General features: G+C 74.0%; 17 protein-coding genes. 15 read left to right on the top strand and 2 right to left on the bottom strand.

Annotation, left to right across the window (positions count from 1 at the left end; translation table 11 throughout):
* Positions 1–2: 2 nt before the first annotated feature.
* The 9 genes from CO540_RS11850 to CO540_RS11810 all read left to right on the top strand — a co-directional run bounded on the left by CO540_RS11850 (position 3) and on the right by CO540_RS11810 (position 7,919).
* Positions 3–1,046 carry a TRM11 family methyltransferase gene (locus CO540_RS11850; protein WP_099162076.1) on the top strand — a complete coding sequence of 348 codons (1,044 nt, stop codon included), beginning with the start codon at positions 3–5 and terminating at the stop codon, positions 1,044–1,046.
* A gap of 41 nt (positions 1,047–1,087) precedes the next feature.
* Positions 1,088–1,381: a DUF503 domain-containing protein gene (locus CO540_RS11845; RefSeq protein ID WP_099164721.1), complete on the top strand. Its 294-nt coding sequence runs from the start codon at positions 1,088–1,090 to the stop codon at positions 1,379–1,381.
* A 203-nt stretch (positions 1,382–1,584) separates the two neighbouring features.
* The gene (rbfA, locus tag CO540_RS11840; RefSeq protein WP_099162075.1) at positions 1,585–2,088 is read left to right on the top strand and encodes a 30S ribosome-binding factor RbfA; all 504 of its coding nucleotides are present in this window, start codon (positions 1,585–1,587) and stop codon (positions 2,086–2,088) included.
* Entirely contained in the window at positions 2,085–3,116 is a 1,032-nt protein-coding gene (locus CO540_RS11835; RefSeq protein WP_099162074.1) for a bifunctional oligoribonuclease/PAP phosphatase NrnA, read from the top strand. Before rbfA ends, CO540_RS11835 begins: the two co-directional genes overlap by 4 nt.
* Positions 3,117–4,105: 989 nt before the next feature.
* Positions 4,106–4,657 (top strand): hypothetical protein, encoded by a 552-nt coding sequence (locus CO540_RS11830; protein WP_099162073.1) that lies wholly within the window; start codon positions 4,106–4,108, stop codon positions 4,655–4,657.
* Between the two features lie 109 nt (positions 4,658–4,766).
* Positions 4,767–5,174: a hypothetical protein gene (locus CO540_RS11825; RefSeq protein WP_091579953.1), complete on the top strand. Its 408-nt coding sequence runs from the start codon at positions 4,767–4,769 to the stop codon at positions 5,172–5,174.
* Positions 5,174–5,383: a DUF6186 family protein gene (locus tag CO540_RS11820; RefSeq protein WP_172968016.1), complete on the top strand. Its 210-nt coding sequence runs from the start codon at positions 5,174–5,176 to the stop codon at positions 5,381–5,383. The genes CO540_RS11825 and CO540_RS11820 overlap by 1 nt, the downstream gene beginning before the upstream one ends.
* A 562-nt stretch (positions 5,384–5,945) precedes the next feature.
* Positions 5,946–6,548 carry an adenylate kinase gene (locus CO540_RS11815; protein ID WP_216642362.1) on the top strand — a complete coding sequence of 201 codons (603 nt, stop codon included), beginning with the start codon at positions 5,946–5,948 and terminating at the stop codon, positions 6,546–6,548.
* Between the two features lie 51 nt (positions 6,549–6,599).
* Positions 6,600–7,919: an MATE family efflux transporter gene (locus CO540_RS11810; protein ID WP_099162072.1), complete on the top strand. Its 1,320-nt coding sequence runs from the start codon at positions 6,600–6,602 to the stop codon at positions 7,917–7,919.
* 7 nt (positions 7,920–7,926) lie between these two features.
* Here CO540_RS11810 and CO540_RS11805 read toward each other — a convergent pair whose 3' ends face one another.
* Together CO540_RS11805 and CO540_RS11800 are read right to left on the bottom strand one after the other, a co-directional pair.
* The gene (locus CO540_RS11805; RefSeq protein ID WP_099162071.1) at positions 7,927–8,865 is read right to left on the bottom strand and encodes a hypothetical protein; all 939 of its coding nucleotides are present in this window, start codon (positions 8,863–8,865) and stop codon (positions 7,927–7,929) included.
* Complete coding sequence (locus CO540_RS11800) at positions 8,859–9,848, bottom strand: hypothetical protein (RefSeq protein WP_099162070.1); 990 nt, start codon at positions 9,846–9,848, stop codon at positions 8,859–8,861. The genes CO540_RS11805 and CO540_RS11800 overlap by 7 nt, the downstream gene beginning before the upstream one ends.
* Before the next feature lie 109 nt (positions 9,849–9,957).
* Here CO540_RS11800 and truB point away from each other — a divergent pair, with 109 nt between their 5' ends.
* The 6 genes from truB (at position 9,958) to dapB (ending at position 17,140) form a co-directional block, all read left to right on the top strand.
* The gene (gene truB, locus CO540_RS11795) at positions 9,958–10,842 is read left to right on the top strand and encodes a tRNA pseudouridine(55) synthase TruB (RefSeq protein ID WP_099162069.1); all 885 of its coding nucleotides are present in this window, start codon (positions 9,958–9,960) and stop codon (positions 10,840–10,842) included.
* A gap of 30 nt (positions 10,843–10,872) precedes the next feature.
* Positions 10,873–11,799: a bifunctional riboflavin kinase/FAD synthetase gene (locus CO540_RS11790; RefSeq protein ID WP_091579929.1), complete on the top strand. Its 927-nt coding sequence runs from the start codon at positions 10,873–10,875 to the stop codon at positions 11,797–11,799.
* A gap of 183 nt (positions 11,800–11,982) precedes the next feature.
* Complete coding sequence (gene rpsO / locus CO540_RS11785; protein WP_013284678.1) at positions 11,983–12,252, top strand: 30S ribosomal protein S15; 270 nt, start codon at positions 11,983–11,985, stop codon at positions 12,250–12,252.
* Positions 12,253–12,473: 221 nt separating this feature from the next.
* Entirely contained in the window at positions 12,474–14,852 is a 2,379-nt protein-coding gene (locus tag CO540_RS11780) for a polyribonucleotide nucleotidyltransferase (RefSeq protein ID WP_099162068.1), read from the top strand.
* Positions 14,853–14,972: 120 nt separating this feature from the next.
* Entirely contained in the window at positions 14,973–16,304 is a 1,332-nt protein-coding gene (locus CO540_RS11775; RefSeq protein ID WP_099162067.1) for a pitrilysin family protein, read from the top strand.
* Between the two features lie 62 nt (positions 16,305–16,366).
* Entirely contained in the window at positions 16,367–17,140 is a 774-nt protein-coding gene (dapB, locus tag CO540_RS11770; protein ID WP_099162066.1) for a 4-hydroxy-tetrahydrodipicolinate reductase, read from the top strand.
* Positions 17,141–17,176 lie beyond the last annotated feature (36 nt).

The following is a 17,176-nucleotide window of genomic DNA, read 5'->3' as shown; positions in this document are numbered from 1 at the left end:
GCGTGCCCAGGTACGCGCTGCTGCTCGCCCCGTCCGCCAACCGCGTCTACGCCGACGCCGCCGGCCGGCTGACCCGCGCCGAATTGGAGATCTTCGCCGGCTCCGGGATGCTCGACGCGGCCCCCGTCGACGTCGCGGCGGAGCGGATCGGCGGGGTGGAATACCTGACCTTCACCGCACCCGAGCCCGGGCTCGGCACCCGCGACCTGGCCCACCTGGCGAACCTGTCGGCGGCGTACGCGCTCTTCGAGCGGGTCGGTGACGACCTGCTCCGGCCGGTGCCGCTGCACCCGCTGGCGCACTACGACTCCGACCTGATCACCATCCAGAAGTACGCCGGCAAGACCAACGAGCAGTTCACCCGGCTGCTGCTCAACGTCACGCTGCTCGCCTCGGCCGCCGCGCCCCGGATGCTCGACGGCGGGCTGGTGGTGCTGGACCCGCTCTGCGGCCGGGGCACCACGCTCAACCAGGCGCTCATGTACGGCCACGACGGCATCGGGGTCGAACGCGACCTCCAGGACGTGGAGGCGTACACGGCGTTCCTGCGTACCTGGTTGCGCCGCAAGCGGCTCAAGCACACGGCGGAGACCACGTCGGTGCGCCGGGACCGCAAGCTGGTCGCCCGCCGCTTCGAGGCGGTGCTCTCCCCGTCCCGGGACGCGCACCGGGCCGGCGTCACCCAGCGGGTCGTCGTGCTGAACACCGACACCACCCGGTCCCGCGAGGTGCTGCGCCCCCGCTGCGCCGACGTGATCGTGACCGACGCGCCGTACGGGGTGGCCCACGGCAGCCGTACCGGGCAGGGGTTGTCCCGCAGCCCGCTGGAACTGCTCAGCGCCGCCGTACCGGTGTGGCGGGAGCTGCTGCGGCCGGGCGGCGCGATGGGGTTGTCCTGGAACACCCACGTGGCGCCGCGCGCGGCGGCGGAGGCGGTGCTGACCGACGCCGGTCTGCGGGTGGTCGACGGGCCCGGCTGGCGGGACCTCGCCCACCGGGTCGACCAGGCGATCGAGCGGGACGTGCTGGTGGCGGTCGCCCCTTAATCGCGTGCCGGGCGGTGCCCGCCCGCGTACCGTTGCTCGCCGTGTATACCGGAACCGCGCTGTTCGACCTGTTGCTCCCGGGCGACTCCCGCTCCCTGAAGGCCAAGCGGTCCTACGTCCGGCCGATCGTCGCCGCGCTGCGCAAGTTCGAGGTCTCCGCCGCCGAGGTGGGCGCGCTCGACCTGCACGGCCGGGCCGAGATCGGGGTGGCCGTGGTGGCCGCCGAGCCGGCCCACGTCCGCGAGGTGCTCGACTCCTGCGAGCGGCTGGTCGCCGCCCGTCCGGAGACCGAGCTGCTGTCGGTACGCCGCCGCCTGCACGGCACGGACGACTGACGCCGTCGGCGCGTCGCACGGCAGCCCGGCCGTGCCGCGCGACGCCCGACCGGACGCGGGTAATGTTCTTCGACGTTGGGCGGTCGGACCCGGCGGCGCCCGGCGTCGTCCGTCTCCGGCCGACGGTTCCCGATCACGGCACGGCGCCCGACGCGCCGGGGACGGGGTCGGGGCCGGTGAACCGTGATCGTGGAGGTGGGGACATGTCGGATCCGGCCAAGGTACGCCGGCACGCGGAGCGCATCCGTGAACTGGTCGCGTCGCTGGTGCGGAGCCAGATCAAGGACCCCCGGCTCGGCATGATCACGATCACCGACGCCCGGATCACCGCCGACCTGCGCGACGCCACCGTCTTCTACACCGTGCTCGGCGACGCGGCGGCGCAGGCGAGCACCGCCGCCGCGCTGGAGAGCGCCAAGGGCATGCTGCGCAGCACCGTCGGCAAGGCCCTCGGGCTGCGACACTCACCGACGCTGACCTTCGTCCTCGACGACGTGCAGGACCAGGTCAAGCACATCGACGACCTGCTCGCGGCGGCGCGCAACGCCGACGCCGAGGTGCAGCGGCTGGCCGCCACGTCCTCCTACGCCGGCGAGGCCCAGCCGTACCGGGTCGAGGACGAGGACGAGGACTCGCCGGCCGTGGACGCCGCGGCCGGGGACGAGCCGACCGGGGACGACGAACCGCGCGGCGGCGACCGCCGGTGACCGGGGCCGGCCCTGGTCCCACCGACGCCGAGTGGGCGGCCGCCGTCGAGGCGGTACGCGGGCTCCCCGCCGACGCGCGGGTGCTCCTGATCTGCCACGTCAACCCGGACGGGGACGCGCTCGGCAGCATGCTCGGCTTCGGGCTGGGGCTGCGCCGGCTCGGCGTACGCCATCTCCAGGCGACCTTCCCCGGCCCGCCCGGCGTCCCCGAGCCGTTCCGCTGGCTGCCCGGCGTCGAGCTGCTGGTGCCGCAGGACGACGCGTACCCGGACCCGGACCTGGTGATCTGCTTCGACGCGGCCGGCGACTCCCGGCTGGGCGACCTGGTCGACCGGCTGGGCCGGGCGGGCACGTCGCTGGTGCTGGACCACCACGCCTCGAACACCGGCTTCGGCCGGATCAACCTGGTCGACCCGCACGCCGCGGCCACCTCCGTGGTCGCGCTGGGCCTGCTGGACCGGCTCGGCGTTCCGCTGGACGCGGAGATGGCGACCGGGCTCTACGTGGCGCTGACCACCGACACCGGCTCGTTCCGCTTCGAGGCGACCACCCCGGCGGTGCACGAGATGGCCGCCCGCCTGCTCGCCACCGGCATCCGCCCCGGCGACATCTCCCGGCGGATCTTCGACACCCGCCCGTTCGGCGCCGTCCGGCTCTTCGGCGAGGTGCTCGGCCGGGCCACGCTGGAACCCGCGGCCGCCGCCGGGCACGGCCTGGTCTGGACGTACGCGACCCACGACGACCTGGCCCGCCACGACCAGCCGGCGTACGTGCTGGAGGCGCTGATCGACTCGGTGCGCTGCACCGCCGAGGCGGACGTGAGCTGCGTGGTCAAGCAGTCCGGCGACGCCGAGTGGGCGGTCTCGCTGCGCAGCAAGGGCGCGGTGGACGTGAGCCGGGTGGCGGTGGCGCTCGGCGGCGGCGGGCACCGGTTCGCGGCCGGCTTCACCGGCCGGGGCCCGCTCGACGAGGTGGTCGAGAACATCCGCGCCGCGCTCGGCGCCGAGGTGCTCGTCCCGCACTCCTGACCGCCCCGCCTCCCGCCCGCTTCTCCGACCCCGCCGTTTCCCGAGGTGGCGGGGTCGTCCCGGTCCTGCCGTGTGTTTCGTGGCGGCGTCTCTCCGCCCCCCCAGATGCCGCCGCGACCTGCCCCTCCCGGTCCTTGCGCGGGTTGACCGACCCCCTTGGCGGCCCTTCGGCCCCGGACCCCGCCAGCTCCCCGACGTGGTGACCCCTCGGCCGGGTGTAAGCGCGGATTGTGCCGGCTGTCCGTTTCTTTGGGAGATCTTGGAAGTTCGGGGCCCCTCTGGGGGCCGTTTTCTTCCAAGATCTCGGCGAGCGCACGAGCGCACGAGCGCACGAGCGCACGAGCGCACGAGCGGGCGAGCGGGCGAGCGGGCGAGCGGGCGAGCGGGCGAGCGGTGGGGAGGGAAGGGAGCGCACAGGCAGTGCGTCCGTGTTCCGGAGACGTCCCGGCGCCGGTGGTACGTGATGGGTGTCTGCCAGGTCGGGAGGCACCCATGGCGTTCCACTGACGGGGTTGGCGAGCGGTGGGTGGAACGTCATGGGTGTCTGCGGGACCGCGACGCACCCATGGTGTTCCACTCGGGGGGTTGGCGGCCGGTGGGTGGAACGTCATGGGTGTCTGCGGGGTCGGGATGCGCGCGGTTTCCACCCGCCGGTGTGCGTGGACTGGGGTGGCTTGTCCGGTTCGGCGGTGGTGGGCGGCACCCCGGGCGCGGAATCGGCGCCGGGTCGGCGGCGTTGTAACCCGGTGGACGACCGAGCAGGCAGCGAGCCCCTGAGCGTCGCCCCGCCCCGGGAATGACGGTGGGCGGCCGGTCGTTGCACATCATCCCGGCGCCGCGACGAGGCCCCCCGCCCCGCGAGCTGCCGAACCCCGGCCCCCGCCACACGGCCTCCGAGCCCGACGGGCAAGCCGGATCCCCTCAAGACTTTTCGCGCGCCTGACGGTGCCCACACCCCCGGTGTGTTGACCCCCGAATGGAGCCCCCTGATGAACACGATCCTGCGTAAGAGCGTTCTCGGTATTGCTGGTCTGGCCTTCACCGGTGGTGTGTTCGCCGGTCCGGTCGCCGCCCACGCCGACACCCCCGCCCACGCCGCTGGTAAGCCCGTCGCGGTCGCGTCCGTGCAGGGTGAGCAGTCGACCATCAAGCTGAACGACGAGCAGCTGGCCAACGCGAAGGCGATCATCGCCGCGACGAAGAAGGCGGGTCTGCCGGAGCGGGCCGCGGTCATCTCGATCGCCACGAGCCTGCAGGAGTCGAAGCTGGAGAACCTCGGGCACCTCGGCGACAAGAATGACCACGACTCGCTGGGTCTGTTCCAGCAGCGCCCGTCCTCGGGTTGGGGCACGCCGGAGCAGATCACCGACCCCGAGTACTCGACCCTGGCGTTCCTCAAGGGCCTGAAGCAGGTCGACGGCTGGGAGAAGATGCCGCTGACCGAGGCTGCGCAGACCGTCCAGGTTTCCGCGTACCCGGACGCGTACGCGCAGTGGGAGAAGCAGGCCACCGACATCGTGGCCGAGCACTGGACCAAGTAAGACCGAAGGCCGGCACCCCGAACCCGGGGTGCCGGCCTTCGTCGTATTCGACGGAATCACGAGGCGTGCCGGTCTTCCCGCGTTACGTCACGCTGGGGACAATCGGGTGATGGATCATCCCCGTGAGCTCACCGTCGATGCGCCCCGGGTCTGGGACCGGCCGGTCGTCTCCGTGCCGGTGCTGATCTGCCTCTCCCTGGTCGGCGGTCAACTGCCGTCGTTCTCGACCGCGGCGAACCTCTACATCCTCGGTACGGGCGGGGGGTTGATCTGGGTCGGGTTGAACAACCGGGTGCCGAGGCGTCCGGCCCCACGTCGGTTGCCGTCCGGCGCGCTGTGGTGGCTGCTGCCGGTCACCGTCTTCGGGGTCTTCGAGGGGGCGACGTTCGTGCTGTCCGTGGGCGACGACTTCCCGACGTTCTCCCGCCTGGCCGATCCGCTGCTGGAGGATCACCTGGCTCGCTCGGCCGCCTGGTTCGCCTGGCTGGCCGCGTTCTGGGGACTGGTCCGCCGATGATGCGCGCTCTGGCGATCGGCGGGTTCCTGGCCGCGCTGCTGCTGTTCGCGGCCGTCGAGTGGGCGGCCCGTCGGGAGGGTTCCCGGATCCCGTCGCTGGCCGACGTGTGCGCCTTCGTCATGCGGTACGAGGTGGGCCCGGTCCCGGTCGGCCGGATCGGCCTGTTCGGCTTCTGGTGGTGGCTCGGCTGGCATTTCCTGGCCCGCTGACGGGTGTCCGCATTGCGGGAACAGTGGGCACCATCTGGAAAGTGAACGTTAATTTGGGTGAGGGCCGGCGCTTCGCGGCGCTGGTCACGGGCGGTGGTGCCGCACCCGGCATCGCCTCCCTCCAGGGTCAGACCGACCCGGGCTCACGCTGCCAGGCGAGCCGCTCCGGTGATCCCGGACCGCTGCCGGCGCTCAGCAGGCCGACGACTCCAGGTCGCGGCGCGACGGCCGTCGCGTCCGGTCGGAGCGCCGGACGCCCGTAGGGCCGCCGTGCCTCGGTGGTCCGCACCCTGGAAGGACTCGATTCCATGCCCAGCAAGCGCAAGCCGCAGACCGAGACCACCACCGACGAGGCGCGCGAGCAGATGCGCCGCGCGCTGCAGACCTCGATGGACACCCGTCAGTGACGCAGGTCGTCCGGCGGTGACGTCGGCCGGGCCGGGCACCCGCACCGTTCGCCCGGGCCGAGGCCGACGTCACCGCCGTACGCGACCGGAGGCCGCGGGCCGCGACGGCGCCGTACCGGTCACCGAATCCCGCACGGCGGCGCTACCGTCTCCCGGTGCGCCGCATCCTCGTCGTCGGCAGTTCCGGCGCCGGCAAGAGCACGCTCGCCGGTGAGTTGGCCCGGCGTCTCGACCTGCCCCTGATCCACCTCGACCGGCACTACTGGCGGCCCGGCTGGACCGCGCCGGAGCCGGCCGACTTCCGTGCCGAGGTGGCGTCGCTGGCCGCCCGCCCCGCCTGGGTGATGGACGGCAACTACGCGGGCACCCTCGACCTCCGGCTGCCCCGCGCCGACGCCCTGGTGTTCTGCGACCCCTCCCGCATCCTCTGCCTGACCCGGGTGCTGCGCCGCCGCTGGCTCCACCGCGCCACGTCCGGCGCCGCCAGGTCGGGCCGCACCGCCGGCATGCAGGGCCGCCCCACCTCCGACGCAGCCGGGTCGGGCCGCGCCGCGTCCGAAGCCCCCACGTCCCGTCCCGATCTTCCCGACGGCTGCCCGGAGCGGATCGACCTCGACCTCCTGCGCCACGTCTGGCGCTTTCCCCGCCACTCCCGTCCCCGCCTGCTGGCGGCCGTCGCCGCGTACGCGCCCACGATCCCGGTGCACCGGCTGGGCGGGCCGCGCGACGCCGCGCGCCTCCTGGACCGCCTCGCGTAAGTAGTCTTCGACCTTGCGGACCTTACCGCGCGCGTGCCAGGATCGGCGGCGATGAGCACCGCCGCCCTCGCCACCGCCGCCTCGCCCCGGCGGATCGCCGCCCTCGCGCTGCCCGCCCTGGTGGTGTTGGCCGCCGAGCCGCTCTACGTCCTGGTCGACACCGCCGTGGTGGGTCACCTGGGCCGGGTGCCGCTCGCCGCGCTCGCCGTGGGCGGCACGGTGATGACCCTGACCGCCTGGATCGGCACGGTCGTCGCGTACGGCACCACGGGTCGCTCGGCCCGCCGCTTCGGGGCGGGGGACCGGGCCGCCGCGGTGGCCGAGGGCGTCCAGGCGTCCTGGCTCGCGCTCGCCACCGGAGTGCTGGTGGCGGTCGCCATCGGCATCGGCGGGGGCGCGCTGGCGCGTACCCTCGTCGGCGGCCCCGGCGAGGTGGCCGACGCCGCCGCCGGATGGCTGCGGATCGCGGCGCTCGGCGCGCCCGGCCTGCTGCTCGCCGCCGCCGGCAACGGCTGGCTGCGCGGCATCCAGGACACCCGCCGTCCGCTGCTGTTCGTGCTCGGCCCGAACCTGCTCTCCGCGCTGCTCTGCCCGCTGCTCGTCTACCCGGCCGGGCTCGGCCTGGTCGGCTCGGCGGTGGCGAACGCGATCGCGCAGACGCTGTCCGGGGTGCTGTTCGCGGCGGCGCTGGTGCGCGAGCGGGTCTCGCTGCGCCCCCGGCCCCGGGTGATCGGCCAGCAGCTCGTGCTCAGCCGGGACCTGCTCGTGCGGGGCGTCGCGTTCCAGGCCAGCTTCCTGTCCGCGACCGCGGTCGCGGCCCGCTTCGGGGCCGCCGCGGTCGGCGCGCACCAGATCGCCGTACAACTCTGGTTCTTCACCGCGCTGGTGCTGGACGCGCTGGCGATCGCCGCGCAGGCGCTGGTCGGCGCCGCGCTCGGCGCCGGCGACGCGGCCGGCGCCCGGTTCCTCGCCCGCCGCGTCGCCCTGCTCGGTGGGCTGTGCGGCGTGGCCTTCGCGGTGCTGATCGCCGCCGGCGCCGGCCTGGTGCCGTCGTGGTTCAGCTCCGATCCCCAGGTACGCGAGCAGGCCATGGTGGCCTGGCCCTGGTTCGTCGCGCTCCAGCCCATCGGCGGCGTGGTGTTCGCCCTCGACGGGGTGCTGATCGGCGCCGGTGACGTGCGCTACCTGCGCAACCTCACCATCGTGGCCGCGCTGGGCGGGTTCCTGCCGGCGATCTGGCTCGCCTACGGTCTCGACCTGGGCCTCGGCGGGATCTGGGCCGGGCTGACGCTGTTCGTGGTGCTGCGGCTGGTCGCGCTGCTGCTGCGGATGCGCTCGGGCGCCTGGGCGGTGGTCGGCGCGGTCCGCTGACCGCTCGTCAGCAGGAGTCCGGCAGCTCGATCGGGTGCTCCGGGTCGTAGAGCGTGTCGGGGTCCTCGGGGAACGGGGTGCCGTCCGGGTCCGCGCCGCCGGGGCGGATCAGCCCGAGCTTGACGGCGTCGCAGTCCACGCCCCACCCGTAGCTCGACATCCGGTGCAGCCAGAGCCCCCGGTCCGCCCGCGCCACGTCGCCGTCGCGCGGCAGCCGCCAGACGATCTCGTCGTGCAGCAGGACCACCGAGTGACCGGACCGGGAGGCGGGGTCGCGGAACCCGTAGACCCAGACGACGTTGCTGGTCACCTCCAGCATTCTGACGCCGTCGGCCTGCCGGACCGCCCGGTAGGTCAGGCGGCCCTTGGTCCGGGGTTGGTCCGGGGTGAGCCGGGCGTCCGGGGCCAGCCGGGTCGCGTACGTGCCGATCGTCTCGGTGGACCAGTCCTTGCGCACCGACTCGCGGGCGGCCGGGGCGAAGTGGCGCAGCAGCGGGGTCGGGTTGTCGCCGGTCATGAACGTGCGGTCCAGGCGGGCGGTCAGCATCGCGGCGCGGACCCGGTCGAGCCCGGCGGCCACCTCGGCGGCGGTGAGGCCGCCGGTCGGGCGGGCCGGGGGCAGCACGATCCCCGCCGCCCCCGCCGGCCAGTGCGCCGCCGGGGTGTCGGCGAAGACGTCCGGTGGCGTCGTCGGTCGCGTGGTGGCCGGCGCGCCGGTGGCCGGGGACGGCGCGGGCGCCGGGCGCCGGAGCTGCCGGTAGCCGTATCCGGCGGCGCCGGCGGTCGCGGCGAGCAGCAGCACCACGCCGAGCGCCGCCGCGAGCCGGCGGGCGCGCCGCCGGCACCAGATCCGCAGGCGTACGACGAGACTCGGCCTGATCTCCCGCTCCAACCGGTCCAGCCAGTCGGGGTGGCCGTCGCGCTCGGAGCCCGGTGGGCTCAGCACTGTTCCGCGACCTTGAGCGAGCGGTCCAGGTCGTACGCGGCGTCCGGGTGCTCCCCGTCACCGGGGCCGCCGTAGCTCGGCGTGATCTCCAGTTCGAGCAGCCCCTTGTTCAGGCTGGCGCACTCCACGTTCGTCGCGTAGGACTCCGCGTCCTGCATCCACAGGCCACGGGAGGCGGCGATGACGTCGCCCGGGTGGGGCACCTGCCAGACCACGGTGTCGTGCACCAGGATGACCTCGGGGTCCGCCAGGGTGCGCACGCTCTGGACGGCGTAGACCCAGACGAAGTTGGTGGTGACCTCCAGCACCCGGATGCCGTCAGCGTCCCGCGTGGCGCGGTACGAGATCCGCCCCCGCACGCGGGGCTGGTCGGTCGTCAACCGGGTGCTCGGCCCGAACCGGGTGGCGTAGTTGGCGGCGCCGCCACTGGCGAAGTCGGCCCGGATCGTGGCGCGGTCGTCCGGGGCGAACTGTCGCACCAGCCGCTCCGGGTCCTTCGCGGTGAGGAACGCGCGGTCCAGCCGGCCGGTGACCAGCGCCTTGCGGACCGTGGCCAGCGCGTCGGTCACCTGCTTCTCGGTGAACGCGCCGGTCCGTCGGGCGCGTGGCAGGGCGATGCCGGCCGCGCCCTCGGCGAAGTCGGCGGCGGGGGTGCCGTCGAACGGCCCGGCGGCCGGTGGGGGCGACGCCGAGCTGACCGCCTGCTCGCCGCTCGGCGGGCTGACCGTGGGGTACGCCACCGGGACCTCGCGCCAACGCTGGAGTCCCTGGTAGCCGGTCGCCGCGACCGAGCCCACGCAGACCAGCAGGAGCAGTGCGGCCGCGCCGCCGAGCAGCTTCGCGGAGTGCCGGCTCAGGCCGATCCGCCACCGGTCGGCCCGGCCCGGCGCGACCTCCGGGGTGGGTTGGCGTAGCCAGTCGGGAACCGGCCCCAGGGCCTCGTGGGAAGGGTGGGGGTCGGGGGCGGAACGGGGATCGGTCATCGGGCTTCCCGGGCAGGCGCGGCGGACGGCGGCTGATCTTGACACCCCCGGTGACCCGGGCGGTATCCCCCGCGGGGCCGATCACCGCCGTCTGGCAGGCTTGGCGGTCGTGAGCGCAGACGGTCTGATCGTGGTCGACAAGCCCGGCGGCATGACGTCGCACGACGTGGTGGCCCGCGTGCGGCGACTGGCCCGCACCCGCCGGGTGGGCCACGGCGGCACGCTGGACCCGATGGCCACCGGCGTGCTGGTGATCGGGGTGGGCCGGGCGACCCGGCTGCTGACCTACGTGATCGGCGCCGGCAAGAGCTACACCGCGACGATCCGGCTGGGGCAGTCCACGGTCACCGACGACGCCGAGGGCGAGGTGGTCGCGAGCACGCCGGCCGGCGCGGTCACCGACGAGGCGGTACGCGCCGCGCTGGCCGTGCTCACCGGCGAGATCGACCAGGTGCCCAGCGCGGTCAGCGCCATCAAGATCGACGGACAGCGGGCGTACAAGCGGGTCCGCGACGGGGAGACCGTCGAGCTGCCCGCCCGCCGGGTGACCGTCTCCCGGCTGGACGTGCGGGCGATCCGCCGGGACACCCCGGACGTGGTCGACGTGGACGTCGACGTCACCTGCTCGTCCGGGACGTACATCCGGGCCCTGGCCCGCGACGCGGGCGTGGCGCTCGGGGTCGGCGGGCACCTCACCGCGCTGCGCCGCACCTCGGTCGGCGCGTTCACGCTGGCCGAGGCGGCCACGCTCGACCAGTTGGAGGAGCGCGCCCCGGAGGTGGTGAACCTGTCGCTGGACGCGGCGGCCGACCGCTACTTCCCGCGCCGGGACGCCACCGCCGAGGAGGCCAAGGTGCTCTCCCACGGCGGGCCGCTGGCCCCGGTGGGGATCGCCGGGCCGTACGCGGTCTTCGGCCCGGCCGGCGGGCTGATCGCTATCGTCAGCGAGCGGGACGGACGGGCCCGCGCGGAGATCGTGCTGGCCCCGGCCTGACGGCGCGCGGGCGGACAGGGGAGGAGCGGCATGCAGCGGTGGCGGGGGTACGAGGCGGCGCCCGGCGGCTGGGGGCGCTCGGTGGTCACCATCGGCGTCTTCGACGGCGTGCACAAGGGGCACCAGGCCACCATCGGCCATGCCGTGGCGCGCGCCCGTGAGCTGGGCGTCAAGTCGGTGGTGGTGACGTTCGACCCGCACCCGGCCGAGGTGGTCCGCCCCGGCTCGCACCCGGCGGTGCTCACCGAGCCGGCCCGCAAGGCGGAGCTGATCGAGGCGCTCGGCGCGGACGTGCTCTGCGTGGTGCCGTTCACCCCGGAGTTCTCCCGGCTGCCGGCCGAGGCGTTCGTGCACGACATCCTGGTCGAGCACCTGCACGCCGCGCTGGTGGTGGTCGGGGACAACTTCCGGTTCGGCCACCGGGCGGCCGGTGACGTGGCCCTGCTGGAGCGGTTGGGCCGCACCTTCGGCTTCGCCGTGGAGGGGGCGCCGCTGGTCGCCGAGGCGGGCACGGTCTTCTCCTCCACGTACATCCGGTCCTGCGTCGACGCGGGCGACGTGCGCGCGGCGGCGGCGGCGCTCGGCCGCCCGCACCGGGTCGAGGGCGTGGTGGTCCGCGGCGACCAGCGCGGGCGTGAGCTGGGTTACCCGACGGCCAACCTGCTGACCCACCGGTACGCGGCGGTGCCCGCCGACGGGGTGTACGCGGCCCGGCTGGTGCGTCGCGGCGGCGACCCGCTCGCGGCGGCGGTCTCGATCGGCACGAACCCGACGTTCTCCGGGCGGGAACGACGGGTCGAGGCGTACGCGCTGGACTTCAGCGGCGACCTGTACGGCGAGCGGCTGGCCTTGGACTTCGTGGCGCACCTGCGCGAGCAACGGACGTACGACGCGATCGAGCCCTTGGTCGCCCAGATCGCCGAGGACGTGGAGCGGACCCGCCGGGCGGTGTCCTGACCCGCTCGCGGACCTTGACCGGCCGGTCCGGCCCGGGGCTGGTAGGCTGGCGGAGACGTCGGCTGACCGACGGGGGCCTCGCGTGCCTGCACGACGCCGCGGGTGCGAGGAACCGGGCCGTCGCACCGGTCACCACGACCGCTCCGACGGACCTCATCGAACGACCCACGAAACAGGGAGAACATGGCGCTCGACCAGGAAGCCAAGGCCAAGATCCGCCAGGAGTACGCGACCGCCGAGGGCGACACCGGTTCGCCGGAGGTGCAGGTCGCGGTCCTGACCAAGCGGATCGCGGAGCTGACCGAGCACCTGAAGGTGCACAAGCACGACCACCACAGCCGCCGCGGGCTGCTGCTGCTGGTCGGCCGGCGCCGTCGGCTGCTCAACTACGTCCAGAAGAAGGACATCAACCGCTACCGGTCGCTCATCGAGCGGCTCGGCCTGCGCCGATGACCTGACGGGGGAGTGGCCGCTCGGCCGCTCCCCCGTTCCGGTACCACCAGAAGAAACCGGCCGCGCGACGACCCGAGAGGGAGCCGGTCAGCACCGGTCTCCGGTAGTGGCCCCCGGGAACCTCGGCACCATGCCGACCCTCCCGGGCGCTTCGATCGAAGACCGGCCGCCTGAGCAGTTCCCGTGTCGTCGGCCGACGACGCGAAGGAGCACCACAGCACATGACCGAGACCAACCTCGGCACCGAATCCCGCACCGCCGTGATCGACAACGGGTCCTTCGGCACCCGTGAGATCACCTTCTCCACCGGCCGGCTGGCCCGGCAGGCCGCCGGCTCCGTCGTCGCCCAGCTCGGCGAGACGGTCGTCCTCTCCGCCACCACGGCGGGCAAGCAGCCGCGCGAGTCGTTCGACTTCTTCCCGCTGACCGTCGACGTCGAGGAGCGGATGTACGCCGCGGGCCGGATCCCCGGCTCGTTCTTCCGCCGCGAGGGCCGGCCCAGCGAGGACGCGATCCTCACCTGCCGCCTGATCGACCGGCCGCTGCGCCCCTCGTTCGTCAAGGGCCTGCGCAACGAGGTCCAGGTCGTCGAGACCGTGCTCGCGCTCGACCCGCAGCACCCGTACGACGTGGTGGCCATCAACGCCGCCTCGATGTCGACCAAGCTCTCCGGCCTGCCGTTCTCCGGCCCGATCGGCGCGACCCGGGTCGCGCACGTCGAGGGCCAGTGGGTCGCCTTCCCGACCCTGGAGGAGCTGGAGCGCGCCACCTTCGACATGGTCGTCGCCGGTCGCACCCTGCCCGACGGCGAGGTCGCGATCATGATGGTCGAGGCCGAGGCCACCCCGCACGCGGTGACCCTGATCTCGGGCGGCGCCACCGCGCCGACCGAGGAGATCGTGGCCAGCGGCCTGGAGGCCGCCAAGCCGGCCATCCGCGAGCTGTGCCGGGCGCAGAGCGAGCTGGCCGAGGTGGCCGCCAAGCCGGTCGCCGAGTTCCCGGTCTTCCTGGACTACCAGGACGACGTGTACGACGCGGTGGCCGACGTGGCCCGCGCCGACGTCACCGAGGCGCTGAAGATCGCCGGCAAGGCCGACCGCGAGGAGGCCCTGGACCGGATCAAGGCCAAGGTCGCCGAGGAGCTGGGCGGTCGCTTCGAGGGCCGCGAGAAGGAGCTGTCCGCCGCGTTCCGCTCGCTGACCAAGTCCGAGGTCCGCAACCGGGTGCTGCGCGAGCAGGTCCGCATCGACGGCCGCGGGCCGCGCGACATCCGCCCGCTGACCGCCGAGGTCGGCGTGCTGCCGCGGGTGCACGGCTCGGCGCTGTTCGAGCGCGGCGAGACCCAGATCCTGGGCGTCACCACGCTGAACATGCTGCGCATGGAGCAGATGGTGGACACGCTGTCCCCCGAGAACCGCAAGCGCTACATGCACAACTACAACTTCCCGCCGTACTCGACCGGTGAGACCGGCCGGGTCGGCTCGCCGAAGCGGCGCGAGATCGGCCACGGCGCGTTGGCCGAGCGGGCGCTGCTCCCGGTGCTGCCGTCGCGCGAGGAGTTCCCGTACGCCATCCGGCAGGTCTCCGAGGCGCTCGGCTCCAACGGCTCCACCTCGATGGGTTCGGTCTGCGCCTCGACGCTGGGCCTGCTCTCGGCCGGTGTGCCGCTGAAGGCGCCGGTCGCCGGCATCGCCATGGGCCTCATCTCCGACGAGGTCGACGGCAAGACCCAGTACGTGACGCTGACCGACATCCTCGGCGCCGAGGACGCGTTCGGCGACATGGACTTCAAGGTCGCCGGCACCCGCGACTTCGTCACCGCGCTGCAGCTCGACACCAAGCTCGACGGCATCCCGTCGGACGTGCTGGCCGCCGCGCTCCAGCAGGCGCACGAGGCCCGGCAGACCATCCTCGACGTGATGCAGCGGGCCATCGAGGCCCCGGCGGAGATGTCGGACTACGCGCCGCGCGTCACCACCGTCAAGATCCCGGTCGACAAGATCGGCATGGTGATCGGCCCGAAGGGCCAGACCATCAACGCGATCCAGGACGAGACCGGCGCCGAGATCTCGATCGAGGACGACGGCACCATCTACGTCGGCGCGACCAACGGCCCGTCGGCCCAGGCCGCGGTGGACCGGATCAACGGCATCGCCAACCCGACCCTGCCGAAGGTGGGGGAGCGGTTCCTCGGCACCGTGGTGAAGACGGCCGCGTTCGGCGCCTTCATCTCGCTCCTGCCCGGCCGCGACGGCCTGCTGCACATCTCCAAGGTGGGCGACGGCAAGCGGGTCGAGAAGGTCGAGGACTTCCTCAACGTCGGCGACAAGGTCGAGGTCGAGATCGCCGACATCGACGCGCGCGGCAAGATCTACCTGGACAAGATCCGTCCGGAGGGCGCCGAGGCGCCGGCCGCCGGTGAGGCCGCCGGCGGCGAGCGTCCGTCCGGCCGGGACCGTGGCGGCGATCGCGGCCCGCGTGACCGGGGCGACCGTGGCGGCGACCGCGGTGGTGACCGTGGCGGTGACCGGGGCGGCGAGCGTCGCTCCGAGGGTGGCGAGGGCGGCGACCGTCCGCGTCGCCGGACCCGGCACAGCTGATCGACCGACCGGCCCGGGCGACGTGCGCGTCGCCCGGGCCGGCCCACGGCTCCAGGTCGCGTGCGCGGGCTGGAGCCGTCGTTCGTTCCCCACCCCTCGTGGTACGGAGAGCAGGTTCCCGTGAGTTCGTCTTCCCCTGCGCCGGGACGGGCGGTCACCCGCACCCTCAGCGACGACCCACTCGGCGGCACCGTCCGGCGTACCGTGCTGCCCAGCGGGCTGCGCGTGCTCACCGAGGCGATCCCGGCGATGCGCAGCGTCTCGTTCGGCATCTGGGTGGCGGTCGGCTCCCGGGACGAGACCGGGCCGCAGGCCGGCGCCGCGCACTTCCTGGAGCACCTGCTCTTCAAGGGCACCCGCAAGCGCACCGCGCTGGAGATCTCGTCCGAGATCGAGGCGGTGGGCGGCGAGACCAACGCCTTCACCACGAAGGAATACACCTGCTACTACGCCCGGGTGCTGGACGAGGACCTGCCGCTGGCCATCGACGTGATGTGCGACGCGGTCGCCGACTCGGTGCTGGCCGAGCCGGACGTGGAGACCGAGCGCGGCGTCATCCTCGAAGAGATCGCCATGCACGACGACGAGCCCGGCGACGAGGTGCACGACCTGTTCGCCCGCGCGATCTACGGCGACCACCCGCTCGGCCGGCTCATCTCCGGCACCGAGGACACGGTCACCCCGATGACCCGGCGGCAGATCCAGGGCTTCTACCGCAAGCGGTACACCCCGCCGCAGATCGTGATCGCCGCTGCCGGCAACCTCGACCACGCCACCGTGGTCAGGCTGGTCCGGCAGGCGCTGCGCGACACGCCGCTGGACACCGACCCGGCCGCGCCGGCGCCGCACCGGTCGACCACCCCGGCGGTACGCACGAAGCCGGCCACCACGCTGGTCGAGCCGAAGGAGACCGAGCAGGCCCACGTCATCCTGGGCTGCCCCGCCATCGACCGCACCGACGACCGGCGCTTCGCGCTCGGCGTGCTCAACAACGTGCTCGGCGGCGGCATGTCCAGCCGACTGTTCCAGGAGATCCGGGAGCAGCGCGGCCTGGCGTACTCGGTCTACTCCTACGCCAGCCAGTACGCCGACAGCGGCGTCTTCGCCGTCTATGCCGGCTGCGCTCCGGGCAAGGTGGACGAGGTGCTCGACCTGACCCGGGCCGAGCTGGCCCGGGTGGCCGCCGAGGGCATCACCGAGGCGGAACTGGCCCGGGGCAAGGGGATGAGCAAGGGCTCGTTCGTGCTCGGGCTGGAGGACACCGGCTCCCGGATGAGTCGGCTGGCCAAGGGCGAGCTGCTCTACGGCAACCTGATGCCGGTGGACGAGCTGCTGGCCCGGGTGGACGCGGTCACCCTGGCGGACGTGAACGACCTCGCCGCCGAGCTGCTCGCCCGGCCGATGTCGCTGGCCGTGGTCGGCCCGTTCGACGAGGGCGCCTTCACGCGCTGACCGGCGTCCCGCTTGTCGGTCCGCGGCGTGGCCCGCGTCCCGATTGGGATAGGTTGTGCCCCGTGACTGACGTGCGGGAGAAGGGCCCGGCCGAGGCGGCCCGGGTCGGCGTGCTGGGTGCCCGGGGCCGGATGGGCATGGAGGTCTGCAAGGCGGTCGAGGCCGCCCCCGACCTGGACCTGGTCGCGGCCGTCGACCAGGGTGACGACCTGACCGCGGTCGCGGACGCCGGGGCCGGCGTGGTCGTCGACTTCACCACCCCCGACGCGGTCATGGACAACCTGCGCTTCTGCGTCGAGCGCGGCATCCACGCCGTGGTCGGCACCACCGGCTTCACCGAGGAGCGCCTGGCGCAGGTGCGCGACTGGCTCGCCGACCGGCCCGGGGTGGGCGTGGTGATCGCCCCGAACTTCGGCATCGGCGCGGTCCTGATGATGCAGTTCGCGGCGCGCGCCGCCCGGCACTTCGAGTCGGTCGAGATCATCGAGCAGCACCACCCGCGCAAGCTCGACGCGCCCAGCGGCACCGCCACCCACACCGCCCAGCTGATCGCGGCGGCCCGCGCCGAGGCCGGCCTCGGCCCGGCCCCGGACGCCACCCGTGACGAGGTGGCCGGGGCCCGCGGCGCCGACATCGACGGGGTACGCGTCCACGCGGTCCGCGCCACCGGCCTGGTCGCCCACCAGGAGGTGCTGTTCGGCACCACCGGCGAGACGCTGACCATCCGGCACGACTCGTACGACCGGGCCTCGTTCATGCCCGGCGTGCTGCTGGCCGTACGCGAGGTGGTCCGCCGGCCGGGCCTCACCGTCGGCCTGGACGCCCTGCTCGACTGACCGCGCGCCGCGCCCGCGTCGGCCCCCCCCCCCCCC

It is taken from the genome of Micromonospora sp. WMMA2032 (assembly GCF_002688545.1).
GTDB classification, from domain to species: Bacteria; Actinomycetota; Actinomycetes; order Mycobacteriales; family Micromonosporaceae; genus Micromonospora; species Micromonospora sediminicola.
Note: the sequence above shows the minus strand (reverse complement) of the source record. Positions and strands in the feature narration are given on the sequence as shown.